The 14,843-nt window shown below is 72.5% G+C and carries 18 protein-coding genes; 10 read left to right on the top strand and 8 right to left on the bottom strand.

Annotated elements, in window-relative coordinates:
* Positions 1-112 precede the first annotated feature (112 nt).
* Genes DW297_RS13280 through DW297_RS13295 form a run of 4 tightly spaced genes read left to right on the top strand, consistent with a single transcriptional unit; the run spans position 113 to position 3,524 of the window.
* Positions 113-1,696, top strand: a complete 1,584-nt coding sequence (locus DW297_RS13280; RefSeq protein WP_136033154.1) for a PspC domain-containing protein — start codon at positions 113-115, stop codon at positions 1,694-1,696.
* Entirely contained in the window at positions 1,693-2,004 is a 312-nt protein-coding gene (locus DW297_RS13285) for a hypothetical protein (RefSeq protein WP_136033156.1), read from the top strand. Before DW297_RS13280 ends, DW297_RS13285 begins: the two co-directional genes overlap by 4 nt.
* A gap of 10 nt (positions 2,005-2,014) precedes the next feature.
* Complete coding sequence (locus DW297_RS13290; protein WP_136033158.1) at positions 2,015-2,767, top strand: LysR family substrate-binding domain-containing protein; 753 nt, start codon at positions 2,015-2,017, stop codon at positions 2,765-2,767.
* A 40-nt stretch (positions 2,768-2,807) separates the two neighbouring features.
* A complete protein-coding gene (locus DW297_RS13295; RefSeq protein ID WP_136033159.1) occupies positions 2,808-3,524 on the top strand; it encodes a glutamine amidotransferase-related protein in 717 nt (238 codons plus the stop codon).
* Between the two features lie 15 nt (positions 3,525-3,539).
* On the opposite strand, the gene DW297_RS13300 is transcribed toward DW297_RS13295, so the two are convergent.
* Positions 3,540-4,010 carry a glutaminase gene (locus DW297_RS13300; protein ID WP_136033161.1) on the bottom strand — a complete coding sequence of 157 codons (471 nt, stop codon included), beginning with the start codon at positions 4,008-4,010 and terminating at the stop codon, positions 3,540-3,542.
* On the bottom strand, positions 4,007-5,221 hold the full coding sequence (locus tag DW297_RS13305; protein ID WP_240744622.1) for a cation:proton antiporter: 1,215 nt from the start codon (positions 5,219-5,221) through the stop codon (positions 4,007-4,009). The genes DW297_RS13300 and DW297_RS13305 overlap by 4 nt, the downstream gene beginning before the upstream one ends.
* 84 nt (positions 5,222-5,305) lie before the next feature.
* On the opposite strand from DW297_RS13305, the gene purU reads away from it, so the two are divergent.
* Together purU and DW297_RS13315 are read left to right on the top strand one after the other, a co-directional pair.
* The gene (purU, locus tag DW297_RS13310; protein ID WP_136033165.1) at positions 5,306-6,157 is read left to right on the top strand and encodes a formyltetrahydrofolate deformylase; all 852 of its coding nucleotides are present in this window, start codon (positions 5,306-5,308) and stop codon (positions 6,155-6,157) included.
* Positions 6,158-6,471: 314 nt separating this feature from the next.
* Positions 6,472-7,338, top strand: coding sequence for a hypothetical protein (locus DW297_RS13315; RefSeq protein ID WP_136033167.1), 867 nt, complete (start codon positions 6,472-6,474; stop codon positions 7,336-7,338).
* Between the two features lie 226 nt (positions 7,339-7,564).
* On the opposite strand, the gene DW297_RS13320 is transcribed toward DW297_RS13315, so the two are convergent.
* Positions 7,565-8,713, bottom strand: coding sequence for an NAD(P)H-dependent flavin oxidoreductase (locus DW297_RS13320; protein ID WP_136033169.1), 1,149 nt, complete (start codon positions 8,711-8,713; stop codon positions 7,565-7,567).
* Between the two features lie 84 nt (positions 8,714-8,797).
* Between DW297_RS13320 and DW297_RS13325 the strand changes: the two genes are divergently transcribed.
* Positions 8,798-9,070 (top strand): DUF6412 domain-containing protein, encoded by a 273-nt coding sequence (locus tag DW297_RS13325; protein WP_136033171.1) that lies wholly within the window; start codon positions 8,798-8,800, stop codon positions 9,068-9,070.
* Between the two features lie 61 nt (positions 9,071-9,131).
* A complete protein-coding gene (locus DW297_RS13330; protein ID WP_136033173.1) occupies positions 9,132-9,896 on the top strand; it encodes a YidC/Oxa1 family membrane protein insertase in 765 nt (254 codons plus the stop codon).
* Between the two features lie 8 nt (positions 9,897-9,904).
* Here the strand turns inward: DW297_RS13330 and DW297_RS13335 are convergent, their stop codons facing one another.
* The 3 genes from DW297_RS13335 to DW297_RS13345 form a co-directional block, all read right to left on the bottom strand.
* Positions 9,905-10,825 carry an EamA family transporter gene (locus DW297_RS13335; RefSeq protein WP_240744623.1) on the bottom strand — a complete coding sequence of 307 codons (921 nt, stop codon included), beginning with the start codon at positions 10,823-10,825 and terminating at the stop codon, positions 9,905-9,907.
* Positions 10,826-10,881: 56 nt separating this feature from the next.
* A complete protein-coding gene (locus DW297_RS13340) occupies positions 10,882-11,781 on the bottom strand; it encodes an SDR family oxidoreductase (protein ID WP_136033175.1) in 900 nt (299 codons plus the stop codon).
* 88 nt (positions 11,782-11,869) lie between these two features.
* Positions 11,870-12,214 carry a DUF7882 family protein gene (locus DW297_RS13345; RefSeq protein ID WP_136033177.1) on the bottom strand — a complete coding sequence of 115 codons (345 nt, stop codon included), beginning with the start codon at positions 12,212-12,214 and terminating at the stop codon, positions 11,870-11,872.
* A 184-nt stretch (positions 12,215-12,398) separates the two neighbouring features.
* On the opposite strand from DW297_RS13345, the gene DW297_RS13350 reads away from it, so the two are divergent.
* Positions 12,399-12,932: an FHA domain-containing protein gene (locus tag DW297_RS13350; RefSeq protein ID WP_240744624.1), complete on the top strand. Its 534-nt coding sequence runs from the start codon at positions 12,399-12,401 to the stop codon at positions 12,930-12,932.
* Here DW297_RS13350 and DW297_RS13355 read toward each other — a convergent pair.
* Positions 12,905-13,588 (bottom strand): site-specific recombinase, encoded by a 684-nt coding sequence (locus tag DW297_RS13355; protein WP_168442864.1) that lies wholly within the window; start codon positions 13,586-13,588, stop codon positions 12,905-12,907. The two genes, DW297_RS13350 and DW297_RS13355, sit on opposite strands and share 28 nt — an antisense overlap.
* Positions 13,589-13,907: 319 nt before the next feature.
* On the opposite strand from DW297_RS13355, the gene DW297_RS13360 reads away from it, so the two are divergent.
* Positions 13,908-14,423 (top strand): CinA family protein, encoded by a 516-nt coding sequence (locus DW297_RS13360; protein ID WP_136033179.1) that lies wholly within the window; start codon positions 13,908-13,910, stop codon positions 14,421-14,423.
* On the opposite strand, the gene DW297_RS13365 is transcribed toward DW297_RS13360, so the two are convergent.
* Positions 14,420-14,843: zinc-binding dehydrogenase (locus DW297_RS13365; RefSeq protein ID WP_168442865.1), on the bottom strand; the 424-nt coding region annotated here is incomplete at its 5' end. The two genes, DW297_RS13360 and DW297_RS13365, sit on opposite strands and share 4 nt — an antisense overlap.

Raw genomic sequence — 14,843 nt, forward strand, 5'->3', positions numbered from 1 at the left:
CGTCATCCAATCATCCGTCGCGCCGTCCGGGGGCTCCCCGGACGCGGAACCAGGGTCCGCTCAGGGGTTCCCCCGATGGTCGGCCGGCCGCGGCGGACGGCAGGATCGAAGCATGACGATTCCGACCGCTCCCCCGCCGCCCGCCGATCCCGACACCCCGGTCGACGGCGCCGCGCCCTCCGGACGCACCGCTCCCCGCGGCGCCGAGCGCTTCCTGCTGTGGGTCGCCGGTCTCGGGGTCGCGCGCTCCGACGGGTGGCTCGGCGGCGTCGCGGCCGGCATCGCCGCACGGCTGCGCATCGACCCGCTGATCGTGCGCGGGGTGCTCGTGGTGGCCGCGCTGTTCGGACTGCCGGTGATCTTCCTCTACGCCGTCGCCTGGGCGCTGCTGCCCGACACCGACGGCCGTGTGCACCTGCGCGACCTGCTGGAGCGCCGGTACGAGCCGGTGCAGCTGGGCATCCTCGCGATGGCGATCGTCGGCCTCCTGCCCACCGCACCGCTCACCGGGCGGCTGTTCGGGCTGGGCTACGAGAGCTGGTCGGCGCTGTCCCTCTTCAGCTGGATCGTGGGCCTGGTGCTCGCGGCCGGCCTGCTCTTCCTGATCGTGCGCGCTGCGAGCCGCACCCCGGGCGCTTCCGCGCCGGACCTGCCGATGGCTTCCGCAGGTCAGGCGGCCCCGGGCGCGTCCGCCCCCCTCGCGGGTTCGGGTCCCGCCGAGGGGGCGGACGCCACCTCCGTCCCGCCGTCGACGCTCGACTCCGCGGCGGCGACCCCCGCGGACACCGTGCCGCTCGCCGACACCGGCCTCCTCCCGCCCGCCCCTCCCGCGCCCCTGCCGCCCGGAGCGAACGACCCCGCCGCGCTGGAGGCGTGGCGCGCGCAGCACGCGGCCTGGAAGGAGCAGGACCAGGCGTGGCGGCGCCAGCAGCAGGATGCGGAGCGTGCCGCCAGGGATCAGCTGCGACGGGAGCGCCAGGCCGAGGCCGCGGTGTTCGCCGCGGAGGCCGCCGAGCGACGACGCGTCCGCCGGGCGTCGAACCCGCGTGCCGGTTTCGCCGCGGTGATGGCCGCGCTCGGACTCGCGATCGTTGTCGGTGCGGGCGTGGGGCTCGCGGTGGGCGAGGGCCTGGGCGGAGCGCTCGGGCTGCTGTCGGCCGCGCTCGTGCTCGCGGTGTCGATGATCGTCGCCGGGGCACTCCGGCGCCGCAGCGGCTTCCTCGCGTTCGCGACCATCGCGACGCTCGTCGGCGGCCTCGTCGCGGGCGGCGTCGCGGCGGTGCCCGGCACCACGCTGGGGTACGCGTCGATCTCGAACAACCAGCCCGCACAGGTGCGTCAGCCGTTCGGCGACCTGTACGTGCAGCTGCACGCGCACGACGACGGACCGCGGCCCATGCTGATCGACAAGGGCTCCGGTCGCACCGAGATCTTCGTGGACGAGGGAGTGCGCCTGGCGCTGCGCGGCACGGTCGGCGACGACGTCGAGGTGAGCTGGATCCGCGTCGACCCCGAGGCCGGCCGCATCACCGACAGCGGCACCTGGCCCCTCACGCGCGACGACGGCACCTGGACCGTGTCGGAGGACATCACGTCCGGCTCCGGTTCGCCGACCACCGTGCAACCCGTCACCATCCACCAGACCAGCGGCGTCATCGCCATCACGGTCCAGGAATCACCGGAGGACGACCGATGAGCACGGACACGATCACCACCCCGCGCACCCGCTGGGCCGCCGTCATCTGGGGCGTGGTGCTGGCCGCGATCGCCGGGGCCGCCCTGTGGGTGCTCGCCGACGACGACCGCCGCGCCGCCCTCGCCGACGGAGTGGGCACCCTCACGCCCGCCACCATCCTCACCGTGGTGCTGCTGAGCGCCGGTGCGCTGCTGCTGGTGGGCGGAGCCGCCGGGCTCGTGCGGCGGGGCCAACGCCGGCGGACGGAGGGCGTCGCGGCGTTCGCCCCCGATGCGGCCGAGGCGCCGGTCGCGCACACCGCCGAGTAGCCTGGACGGCATGGCGCACCAGGGACGACGACCCGCGAAGGGTTCCGGCAAGGGCACGCCCCCGCGCCGGAACCGGGCCGTCCCCGGTGCGCGTCCGCGCCCCGGGGCGTCGAAGAAGGCCCCGGCGCCCGCGACCCGCAAGGTCGTGTTCGACGCCGCACCCGCCGCGGCGGACGAGCCGCGCACGTTCCGGCTGGGCGCCGTGCCCGGTGCCACTCCCGGCACCTGGATCGACCGGTGGAAGCAGCGCCTCCCCGACGTGCCGCTCGAGCTCGTCCCGATCGAGGTCGCCGCGCAGCGCTCGGCTCTCGACGACCTCGACGCCGCCCTCGTCCGCCTGCCGCTCGACGACGCGTCGTTGCACGTGATCCCGCTGTACGACGAGGTGCCCGTGGTCGTGGCCGCCGCGGACTCCCACCTGATGGCCGCGGACGAGCTCACCCCGGACGACCTGGACGGCGAGGTGCTCATCGCGCTGAGCGACGACGTGTGGGGCGGCCTCGCGCTCCCCGGGACGACGGCCGCGCGGTTCGCACCCCTCGCCACGTCCGACGCGATCGCCACCGCCGCCTCGGGCGTGGGCGTGGTGATCGTGCCGATGTCGCTCGCACGCCTGCACCACCGCAAGGACGCCGACCACCGCGTGCTGGCGGGCGGCCCCGTGTCGACCGTCGCGCTGGCCTGGCGCCGCGACCGGACGACGCCCGACGTCGAGGCGTTCGTCGGGATCGTGCGCGGACGCACCGCGAACTCGTCCCGCTGAGCGCGTCGGCGCCGTCCCGGCCCCTCGTTAGAATCTCCTGATGGCCTCGCTCCTCTATGTCTGCGTGCGTCCCGAGGTCGGGGCGGCCGACGCCGAGCACGCCTCCTTCCGCCGGGCGCTCGGCGTGGACGTGGTCGACCGGCTCGACCTCCTGCATGAGCCGCTGAGCCCCGCGCATCTGGAGCGCTACCGGGGCATCGTGATCGGGGGATCGCCGTTCAACGTGAGCGACCGGGTGAAGAGCCCGACGCAGCAGCGCGTGGAGGCCGATCTGGAGACGATCGCGCACGCCGCGACCGCGGCCACCGTGGCGGCGTTCTTCACGTGCTTCAGCATCGGCGTGCTCACGCGGATGCGGGGCGGCGAGGTGGTCACGACCATGCCGGAGCCGGCGAGCGCGACCGTGATCCGCACGACGGCGGAGGGCGACGCCGACCCCGTGTTCGGGCCGAGCGGGCCCGCGCTCACGGTGTTCACCGCGCACAAGGAGAGCGCCGCGGCCGTGCCTCCGGGCGCGGTGCTGCTCGCCACGAACGACGCCTGCCCCGTGCAGGCCTACCGGGTGGGGTCGCACCTGTACGCGGCGCAGTTCCACCCGGAGCCCACGCCGCGCGACTTCGCCGACCGGATGACGTTCTACCGCACCACGGGCTACTTCGACCCCGAGCGGTTCGACGCCGTGCAGCGGGAGGTGCTCGCGGCGTCGGTGACCGAGGGGGCCGCGCTGCTGCGGCGCTTCGCGGAGACCTTCGCCTGAGCCGTCACCGCGCCCTCACGCGGTGGCGCCACCGCGCAGCAGCTCGATCCGCTCGCGGAGATACGACTCCAGGGGCATGAAGCCGCCCGCGGTGCTCCACCGCACCGACGGCACCCCGTCGACGAGGGCGAGCGGGCCCGAGGAGCCGCCCGCGTCCACCCCGGCGACGTCGATCACGCTCCAGCCCACGTGCACCACCTCGCCCTCCCGGAAGCCACCGCGCAGAGCCTCCGCTCGGCGCTCGGCGCGCGCCCGCGCCGACTCGGCCGTGTAGCCGCGGCGTCCGGGGTCGGCCGCCCGCAGCACCTCGGCGGTGGCGAGGGCGTGCGTGTCGGTGAGCAGCAGCACGCCCAGATGCCAGGCGTCCCCCACGCGCACGATGCGGCGACCCCGCCAGCGCGACTCCCGTTCCTCGCCGAGCCCCTCGCGCGGCACCCCGGCGAGCGCGGCCACCGCGTCGGTCAGCAGGGCGGAGGCGGAGGTCACAGCTCCCCCTGCCTGGTGCGGTCGGCGAGGGCGGGCCCGACCACCGGAGCGCGGTCGCCGCGGAGGGTCATGCCGATCAGCGGGTACAGCAGCACGGACAGCATGCCGGCACCGACGAGCGCCGCGGCCGTGCCCGTATCGAGCATGTCCTGATCCACGCCGATACCGGTGACGGCCACGATGATGGGCAGACCGGTCGCGGCGAGCAGGCCAAGGGCGGTGCGGTCGCGCAGGCCCGCTCCCGCCGGCGCGGACAGTTGTGCGGCCGACCCGCGGAACACCAGCAGCGCGACCAGGAACACCGGCACCAGCGCCAGTGCCGTCGGCGACGACCGCAGCGCGTCGAGGTCGAACGTGACGCCGGTGTAGAGGAAGAAGATCGGCACGAGGAAGCCGAACGCGATCGCCTCGATCTTGCTCTCGACCTCCTCGGCGTCCTTCTTCGGGGCCCGCGCCATGATGATCCGCCAGATCGCGCCGGCGACGAACGCCCCCAGCAGCATGTCGAGGTCGAGCATCACGCTGAGTCCGACCAGGGCGGCGATCAGCAGGATCACGAACCGCACCCCGAACTGGTCGGAGGTGTGCAGCGTCGCCCGCACGATGCCGTGCAGTCGCCCGTGCGGCATGCGGTGGGCGATCAGGACGGCGAGTCCGGCGAGCACCACGAAGGTCAGCAGGACCGCGGTCGCCAGGGGCGTGGTCCTGGTGCTGAGGAACAGGGAGATGGCGATCAGCGGCAGGAACTCCCCGACCGCCCCGATCGTGCTGATCGCCCGGCCGAACGGGCTGTCCAGCTCCCGCGCGTCACGGAGGATCGGCATGAGCGTGCCGAGGGCGGTGGAGCTGAGGGCGATCCCGATGACGACCATGCCCTCCCCCGGCGCGAAGAAGAACCCGAGCCCGATCCCGAGCAGCACGCTGAGCAGCCACCCGAGCGACGCCCGCGCGAGCGGCTTCCCGGCGACCGTGCGGAAGTCGATCTCGGAGCCGGCGACGAAGAACAGCACGGCCAGGCCGAAGTCGCTCAGCTTCTCCAGCAGCGGACCCGGCTCGACCCAGCCGAGCACGGCGGGGCCGACGAGGATCCCCAGCACGAGCTCGAACACGATGATCGGCACGCGTACGAGCGGCCGGACGCCCCGGGCGAGCAGAGGGGCGGCGACCGCCAGCAGGGGGATCAGCACCAGGCCGACGTCGCTCGCGTCCACGGTCTCAGGGTAGCGACGCCCCCGGCGATTCGCTCCCCGCCCGCGCGACACGGCAGAATCGAGGCACACCCTGGAGGAGCCCCCATGAGCCAGCCCGATACCGCCCGCCTGCTGATCGCCTGCGACGACCAGCCCGGCATCGTCGCCGCGGTCGCCGGCGTGCTCGCGCGGCACGGTGCGAACATCATCTCGCTCGACCAGCACTCCACCGACTCCGAGGGCGGACGCTTCTTCCAGCGCACCGTCATCCACCTCCCCGGTCTGGCCGCCGCGCGCCCCGCGCTCGAGGCCGACATCGCCGACGTCGCGGAGCGCTTCGGCATGGAGTGGTCGCTGCACGACGTGTCCCGGCGCAAGCGCGTCGCGATCTTCGTGTCGAAGTACGACCACTGCCTCATGGAGCTGCTGTGGCGCACGCAGCGCGGGCAGCTCGACATCGACATCACCATGGTCGTGTCGAACCATCCCGACCTCGCCGAGGCCGTGCGCTCGTTCGGCGTGCCGTTCGTGCACATCCCCTCGGGCGACAAGCAGGCCATGGAGGAGCGACAGCTCGAACTGCTGCAGGGCAACGTCGACCTGGTCGTGCTCGCCCGCTACATGCAGATCCTCACGGACGACTTCATCACGCGCCTCGATGCCCCCGTCATCAACATCCACCACTCGTTCCTGCCCGCGTTCATCGGCGCCAACCCGTATGCCAGGGCCAAGGAGCGCGGCGTGAAGCTGATCGGGGCGACCGCGCACTACGCCACGGCCGACCTCGACGAGGGGCCGATCATCGAGCAGGACGTCACGCGGGTGACGCACTCCGAGTCCGCCGCCGAGCTGCAGAGCCGGGGCGCCGACGTCGAGCGCCTCGTGCTCGCGCGCGCCGTGCAGTGGCACGCCGAGGACCGCGTGATCGTGCACGGCCGCTCGACCGTCATCCTCTGACCCGCTTCACTCCCCCGGGAGCCCGGCGAGCACGTCGACGGCGAGACCGTGGGACGCCGCGGTGGGGAGTGACGGTCGTACCTTCATGCCGAGTCCTATAGGAGCGGCATACAACGACTGAAGTCGGCCGCCCAGTATCACGTTACAGGTGATATGTCTGTAGGCCGAAGACCCTACATACAGTTTTTGGCTCCCGTCTAAGAATGGGAACGGAGAGTCGACCTGGCCTCCGTATCAGAAATGGGGACGAAACGATGAGGACAAAAAGAACGACGAGACTGGCGATCTATGCTGCGCTTCTCTCCGGTGCGCTCGTGGCATCCGGAGTCACGGCGGCCAGCGCGGAGGAACGTGATCCTGTAGCGGATGCCATCGCACAAGCGCCGCTGAACGCACAGGTCATCAACGATCAGCACGAGTCGGCTTCGGTCGACTTGAGCACAGGGGAGGGCGCCCTGGTGGCGGAGAACGCACACCATCAGGAAGCGAGCATTTCGTACGACCTCGACTCGGGACCGTCGCTCACGCTCACAGCTCAGGACAGCAGAAGTTCAGACGGCGCGGATACCACCGCGCAGGTGCTCTCCGATGGGAGCGCGCGGCTTCTGACGGTATTCACTGACGCTGATTCGAATCTCGTGTCCAAGTACGCTACCGAGATTCCGGAAGGGTGGGCTGCTCAGAAGCGTTCAGATGGAGGCTACGACATCGTTCCCGGCCCTGTTCTCCGTGACGCTCTGGGGAAGCACGGACTCAGCGGCGAATTCGTTCTGGCAACAATCGACGCTCCCTGGGCCGTCGATGCCAACGGCGCGGAAGTTGCAACGTCCTTCGAGCTCGTCGGGAACCAACTCCTGCAGAGAATCAAACCGGACGCGAACACCGCTTTCCCCGTGACCGCTGATCCTCGCGTCGTTGGCCACGGTTACTACTTCTCGATCTATTACAACAAGTCCGAAACCCGAAGCATGCGAGACACAGGCGCCGTTGTCGGGTTCATTCTCGCCGCGGGTGCAGCGATCGCAGCGCTGCCTGGCGGGGTAGCTGTCAGCGCCGTGCTGTACACGGTTGGTGCGGGCGCAGTTGCGGCGATCGCGACCGTGGCAGGCAACGCGTCCGGCGAAGGTCGCTGCCTCAAGCTCGACGTCCCGTCGTTTATTCCCACGAGCGTGAAGTGTTAGGTTTGCCCGCATGCTCTGGGTGATGATGTCTGCGATGTTCTTCTTGGTGGTGTTCTTCGCCATCGCGAGCAGGTCACATAAGAAGCACCGCAAGAACCGACGTACGCCGCGCGAGTAGAGCCGGCAGTGGGCGTAGTTCCGCAGCGATCGCCCGCGCTTCCGCCCGACGGAAGTGCGGGCGTTTTGCTGCACAGACCGACACGGGTGCACTGAGATCGCCAACGAATCACTCCCACGCATGCCGGTTCTCCCGAATCCGGCTATCAAGCTCAGAGGTCGCACGGGATAGTCGATCAGGCAGCCTCTCGTCCCGGATCCACTCGACGAGGACACGCCCATCGACAAGCCCGGCGGCGAGCTCGGCGAACACGTCGGCGGCGGTGGTGCCGCGGGCGAGCGGAGCCGCCTGGCCCAGCCACAGCGACTGCAGCTCGCCGAGGTTCTGCTCCCCGGCCGCCGTGCGGAAGCGCCCCGTGAGCCAGTTCTGCATCGGGAAGGGGGCGATGGTGCCGCTCGCCTCGATCGCCCGCACGGCGCGGTTGCGGGCGCCGCGCGCGAGCCGTCCGCTCATCGCCCGGGTCAAAACGGTGTCGTCCGCGGCGGTCGCGCGGATCGCGTCCCGGTGTGCCGCCGTCGCCGCGGACTCGTCCGTGGCGAGGAAGGCCGTCCCCACCTGCACGCCGGCGGCGCCGAGGGCGAGGGCGGCCGCGACGCCGCGGCGGTCCGCGATGCCGCCCGCCGCCATCACCGGCACCCCGACCGCGTCCACCACCTGCGGCACGAGCGCGAACGTCCCCACCAGAGACTCCTCGGCGGGACGCAGGAACGACACCCGGTGTCCGGCGGCCTCCGCTCCGGTCGCCACCACCGCATCCACACCGGCCTCGGCGAGCGCGACGGCCTCCGCCACCGTCGTGGCCGTGCCGACGATCCGGATGCCCCGGTCGTGAGCCTCCGCGACGACCTCGGGCGACGGCACGCCGAACACCACGCTGAGCACCGCCGGGGCGACCTCCCAGATCGCGTCGAGCTGCTCGTCGAGCGGCGGGACGTAGCGCTCCGGCCGCGTCGGCACGGCGACCCCCACGGCCTCGTAGAACGGCTGGAGCGCCTGGGCGAAGACCGTGTGCTGCGGGTTGGGCTCGACCTCGTCGCCGGTCGGCAACCAGATGTTCAGCGCGAACGGCCGGTCGGTCGCGGCGCGCAGCTCGGACCCGGTCGCCCGGATACGGTCGCCGTCGTAGCCATAGAGGCCGAACGACCCCAGGCCCCCGGCGTTGCTCACGGCCGCGGTGAGCGCGACGGACGACAGCCCGCCGAAGGGACCGAGGACGATCGGGTGCGTGATGCCGAACAGGGTGCGCAGGTCGCTCATGCTTCGACGTTACGCCCGCGGCGGACGACCGCGGGCGTAACGACGCCCCCTGCTAGCCTCGGTGGCAGAGAGCGGGGTGTGCACATGCGGCAGTGGATCGGGCAGATGCTCGGCATCGTCGCGACCGCGCTCGGGCTCGTCGCTCTTCCTGATGCCACCGCGCTCGGGCTCGCCGTGGCCCTCCTCGCGGTGACCGCGCTGACCCTCGCCGTCGTGCTGAGCGTGCGTCAGCGACCGGAGGCCGACGCCCCGCATCCCCTCCGCGCCATCGACGTCGGCACTCTGCTGCCGCAGAGCGACCCGGATGCCGCGGGGCATCCGCGTCCGCGGGCGCCGGGAGTCGCGATCGCCGCGTAGCCCGTTCCGACGGGAGCGCGCGGCCTTCGCCGACCCTTCCCGACCTCACGAACGGACACCCGTGGACATCTTCGCCTTCCCTCCCCTCGCCGCGCTCCTGAACGCGGCCTACACGGCCCTGACCGGCCTCTCCACCGCCCTCGAGCCCCTCGTCGGCCCGTCCGCCGCGGCCCTCGCCGTGGTCCTCGTCACGCTCCTGGTGCGTGCCCTCCTCATCCCCGTCGGCATCTCGCAGGCGAGGGCCGAGCAGACCAGGGCGCGCCTCGCTCCGCGGCTGCGCGAACTGCAGCGTCGGAACAAGAAGAACCCCGAGCGGCTGCAGAAGGAGATGATGGAGCTCTACCGCTCCGAGAACACCTCGCCGTTCGCCGGGATGCTCCCCGTGCTGGCCCAGGCCCCGGTCGTCGGGCTGCTCTACACGCTGTTCCTGCGACCCGAGATCGCCGGACACCCGAACGACCTGCTGGCCCACGACCTGTTCGGCGCCCCGCTGGGCACGAGCCTGGTCTCCGCACTGTTCGGCGGCACCGCGACCCCGGCGACGTTCGCGGTGTTCGGGGTGCTGCTGGCGGTGATGATCGCGGTCGCCGAGGTCACCCGGCGCGTGTTCCGCCCCGCGCCCGTCGAGGGCGACGACTCGCCGCTCAGCTCGCCCGGGGTGCTGCGGGCGATGTCGGCGCTGCACTACCTCACAGCCGTGTTCGCGGCGTTCGTCCCGCTCGCGGCCGCGCTCTACCTCACGGTCACGGTCGTGTGGACGCTCGTGCAGCGCGTGGTGCTCCGCCGGCGGTTCCCCCTGCCGGAGCCCGCCGCCGCCCGCGCGTGACCTCGGGGTCAGTCGGGCAGCGGGATCGGGGCGGTGAAGGGGCCGGACGGCTCCTCACCCCTCCGGTCCCGGCGCACGCCGAGGGTCGTCCCCACGCTCGCGGCGATCACGAGCGCGACGGCCAGCAGCCGCAGCACCGTCGCGTCCTGCCCCAGGAGGAGCCATCCGGCGAGGGTCGCGAACGCGGGCTCCAGGCTCAGCAGCACGCCGAACACCCGCTGCGGCAGGCGACGCAGCGCCGCCAGCTCGAAGCTGTACGGGATGACCGACGACAGCACGGCCGTCACCGCGGCCAGCAGCAGCAGCGACGGGTCGGCGGCGACCGTCGCGGCCGCGGGCACCCCCACGGGGATCAGCAGCACCGCCGCCACGACGAGCCCCATCGCGAGCCCGCTGCTGCCGGGGATGAGGGCTCCGACGCGGGCGCTCATCCGGATGTACATCACCCAGAAGCCGGCCGCGATCAGGATGAAAACCACGCCGAGCGGGTCGAGGGGCTCCGCGCCGATCAGGCCGTCGATGCCGAGCAGCGCCATGCCGAGCAGGGCCACCGCGACCCAGACGGCATCGGCGAGCCGCCGGGTGAGCACGGCCGCGAGCACGAGCGGGCCGAGGAACTCGATCGCCACGGCCGGCCCGAGCGGGATGCGGTCGATGGCGGCATAGAAGAAGCCGTTCATCGCGGCGAGCGACACCCCGAAGAGCACGGCCGCGAGCCACTGCTGCCGCGTCCACCCACGCACCCTCGGGCGCACGAGCACGACCAGCAGCACCGCGGCGATCGCGACCCGCAGCGAGGTCACGCCCCAGGGGCCGAGGACGGGGAAGAGCTGCGCGGCGACGGCGGCCCCGAACGGCAGCGAGAGGCACGAGCCGATGACGAGCGCGACCCCCACGAGGGTGCCGGATGCCGCGGGTTTCTGCACCATACGAGCTTAGGCGGCGGGAGCCCGTCGCCCCGCCGCCCACGCAGCTCGATGGGGCCTCAGAGGGCCTTGCCCCCGGTCACCGCGACGACCGTGCCCGAGACGTACGACGACTCCTCCGACGCGAGGAACACGTAGGCGCCGGCGAGTTCGGCCGGCTGTCCGGCGCGTCCGAGCGGGGTGTCCTGCCCGAAGGTCTCCAGGCGCTCGGGACCCCACCCGGTAGCGGGGATCAGCGGCGTCCAGATCGGCCCGGGCGCCACAGCGTTCACGCGGATACCGCGCGGGCCCGCCTCCTCGGCGAGCGCCTTCACGAACGCGACCTGCGCGGCCTTCGTCATGGCGTAGTCGATCAGTCCCGGCGAGGGCTGCGCCGACTGCACCGATGAGGTGACGATGATGCTGGCGCCGGGCTCCAGGTCGGGGAAGGCGGCGCGCGCGGAGAAGATCAGCCCGGCCAGGTTCGTGTCGAACACGCGACGCATCTTCTCGGTGTCGAGGTTCTCGAAGCCGTCGATGTCGTGCTGGTAGGCGGCGTTCAGCACCAGCACGTCGAGTCCCCCGAGCTCGGTCCGCGCCCGGTGCACCGCCTCCGTCGCGAACGCCTCGTCCCGCACGTCGCCGGGGATGCTGACGCCGGTGCGTCCGGCCTCGCGCACGAGGGCCAGCGTGTCCTCCGCGTCGTCCTGCTCCTCGGGCATGTGCACGATCGCGACGTCGGCACCCTCCCTGGCGAAGGCGATCGCGACCGCGCGACCGATGCCCGAGTCACCGCCGGTGATGAGCGCGCGTCGCCCCTCGAGCCGTCCGTGGCCCACGTACGAGGACTCGCCGTGGTCGGGTTCGGGCGTGGTGCGCTCGGTGAGTCCGGGCTGATCCTGGCTCTGCGCCGGGAAGCCCTCCTCGCGGTGCGCGTGCCGGGGGTCAGTGAGGCCGCTGTCGCGGGTGGTGTCGGTCATGTCCGCTCCTCCTGTGTCGAGTGGCTGTCGTGTCGTGCTCGGATCGAGCATCACGGCAACCGCCGACCGGGGGCAGGGGGTTGACACCTCAGAGCGGCGGTGTGACCGGGGTGTCTCCGCCCGGCTGCTCGCCCGCCTCCGCGGGCTCCGGCACCAGGTACAGGCCGCTGGGGGCGTTGGCGGTGAAGGCGAGCGCCTCGATCCAGGCGCGGTTGATCGAGGGCTGCCGGCTGCCGAAGTACTTGAAGACGAGCGAGCTGCCCGGCTGGATCCACACCGTGGTGCGTCCGCCGCCCACGCTCGCGTCCTCGCGCCAGCTGAACGGGAACGGCTCCCCCCGGCGCAGCTTCGCCGTGATCACGAGCTGCAGGTGCGTGAGGGCGCGATCCTCGATCTCGCTCTTCACGCTGCCTTCGTAGATGAACTTGCCCATCGGGTGATGCTCCTCGGTCGATCCGGTTCCCACCCGGCCACCGCCGGGATCATGCCCTGGGGGTAGCGTAAGCCCTCGCCCCGGGCGGGCCGCAACTCCGCGGGTCGAGCGGTCTGCTGGAGCGCGCGGGGGCCGGAAGTCAAGCCCCGCGCGCGGGATTCCGGAGCGGACTAGCCTCGGGGCCATGACACCCGAGGAGGGCACCGCCATGAACGCACGCCACATCGACGACCGTCCCGACGAGGGCTACACGCCCGGCACCACCCACGCCGAGCGGGGCGCCGGCAACCCGCGCCTGCGCGTGCGCCGCGACGACGAGCGCACCGAGTTCGCCCTCGACGTCGACGAGGTGCGCATCGGATCGGCGGCGGGCAACGAGCTGCGCCTCGCCGACACCGAGCCCGTGCACGCGACGGTGGTGCACGACGACCGCGACGAGTACGTGGTGACGCTGCACGCCGACGGCGAGATGAACTCGAACCCCGACGCCGACGCCACGCACCCCGGCGAGCGCACCGAGACGCTGCGCACCGGCTCGCGGTTCACGGTCGGCCCGTGGGAGCTGGTCTTCGCCCGCGACGAGTTCGCCGACCACGGGCGCCCCTACGGCGGACGCCTCGGCGGGGAGTACTCCGACCAGCCGCTGCAGCCGCCGCGCCCCGACTACGACGGCGACGGCGAGCGCGCGCCTCAGTCGGACTCCGACGCCGAGGTGTGATGCGGCGTCCCCACGGGCTTCGATTCGGCTGACCCGCGCTGACGCAGGTAGATCGCGAACGCGACCATGGTGCCGACGGCCAGGAACTCCGACTGCCAGTTCTGCAGCGTCCGATCCCAGAAGTCGGGCGAGACCACGTAGTCCAGCCAGGTGATCGCCGCCGCGCCGTGCTGCGCGTTCTCCGCGTTCATCACGACGGTCCCGGCGAGCGACTGCGCCAACCACGACAGCAGGAACACCGCCCCCATCACGATCAGCAGCGAGTTGCCGAACACGGCGGCGCGCCACCCGCCCGCCCTGGCCCATCGTGGGGAGTCAGGGCGGGCGTGGCGTCCCACCAGCTGATCCGCGTCGCTCCCCGGACCCTCGTCTCCCGGCTTCTTCGACTCGGGTGAACCGCGCTGCACGAACCAGATCGTCGCGGCGATGAACAGGAAGAACTGCAGGAACTCGGACTGCCAGTTCTCGGCCACGTCGACCGCGAAGTCCGACGACCACACGAAGTCGAGGAAGCCGATCGTGGCCCGTCCGTGCTCCGCGAGCTCGTCGTTGTTGCGCAGGTATCCGGCGATCGACTGGCCGATCAGCGCCGCCGCGAACAGCGCGAGGAAGAACAGGCTGAGGGCGTGATCCCTGATCCGGCTCCGCACGGTCATCGACCTCCCAGCGGCAGCGCGATCATGATCGCCAGCCCGACCGCGATGATGCCCGCCCACGTCCTGAAGACCGCGCGCATCCCCGCGGTGTCCCGCGTCTGCTCTCCCGCGTCCGCCTCCTCGCGACGTCCGATGGACCGACCCTCGCCGGACCGGACGACCACTGGCAGGGGCTTGACGCCGTCGCTCTCCTTGTCAATCCCCTGCGTCCGTGTCGCCCCGTCCCCTACCGTCGGATCAGGCGCCGCGGCGGGACGCGTGGCGCGACGACCGAGATGAGAGGATCGCCCATGACGCGCACGTCCGAGAGCAGCGAGCGATGACCGCGCCGAACGAGACGCCCGAGCTGGAGCGGCTGAGCGAGCTCGCCCGCACCCGCGGTCTGCGGGTGAGCGTGGCGGAGTCGCTCACGTCCGGGCGGCTCGCGAACACCATCGGCGCCGGGGAGAGCGCGTCCGACTGGTTCGCGGGCGGCATCGTGGCCTACTTCACCGAGGTCAAGGAGCGGGTGCTCGGTCTCACGCCGGGAACCGACCCCACCTCCGCGGCGTGCGCCGAGCAGCTCGCCACCGGGGCCCTGCGGCTGTTCGAGGCGGACATCTGCGTCTCGACCACGGGTGTCGGTGGCCCGGGCCCCGAGGGCGGCCACCCCGCCGGCACCGTGTACCTCGGCTGGGCGACCGCGGAGGACTCGGGCCACCGGCGGCTCGCGCTCACGGGCGACCCCGACGAGGTGCTGTCGGCGAGCGTCGACGCCGCGGTGCGGCTGCTCGCGTTCCACGCCGAGGGCCTGCACCCCGCGGGGCCCCGCCGCGGGTCGGGCGGCGAGGACTAGCGGCCCGGCACGAGGCCGATGCGCAGCGGGGCTCCGGGGGCCGCCGCTTCGGTGAGGGCCGCGTCGATGTCGAGCAGCGAGCGCACGGCGCCGACCGCGTCCGCGAAGGGGTAGGCGCGGCCGCGACCGGCGAGGAACGCGACCGCGTCGGCGAGGTCCTGCGACGTGTAGTTGTGCATCCCGGTCACGGTGACCAGGCGCCGCACCACGGCCTCGGCATCCACGGGCACCGGCTCGGCGGGGAACACGCTGCCGACCAGCACGACCGTGCCACCCACCGCGACCCCGGCCAGTGCCTCCGCGACCGCGTGCCCCGACGCCTCGATCACGACGTCGGGCTCCCGGTCGAGCGCGGTGGCCCCGAAGCGCGCGGCGAGGGCCCGTCGCGCGGGGTCGGGGTCGCGCACCTCCACCACCGCC

This window comes from Microbacterium sp. PF5, from assembly GCF_004794315.1.
GTDB lineage: Bacteria > Actinomycetota > Actinomycetes > Actinomycetales > Microbacteriaceae > Microbacterium > Microbacterium sufflavum.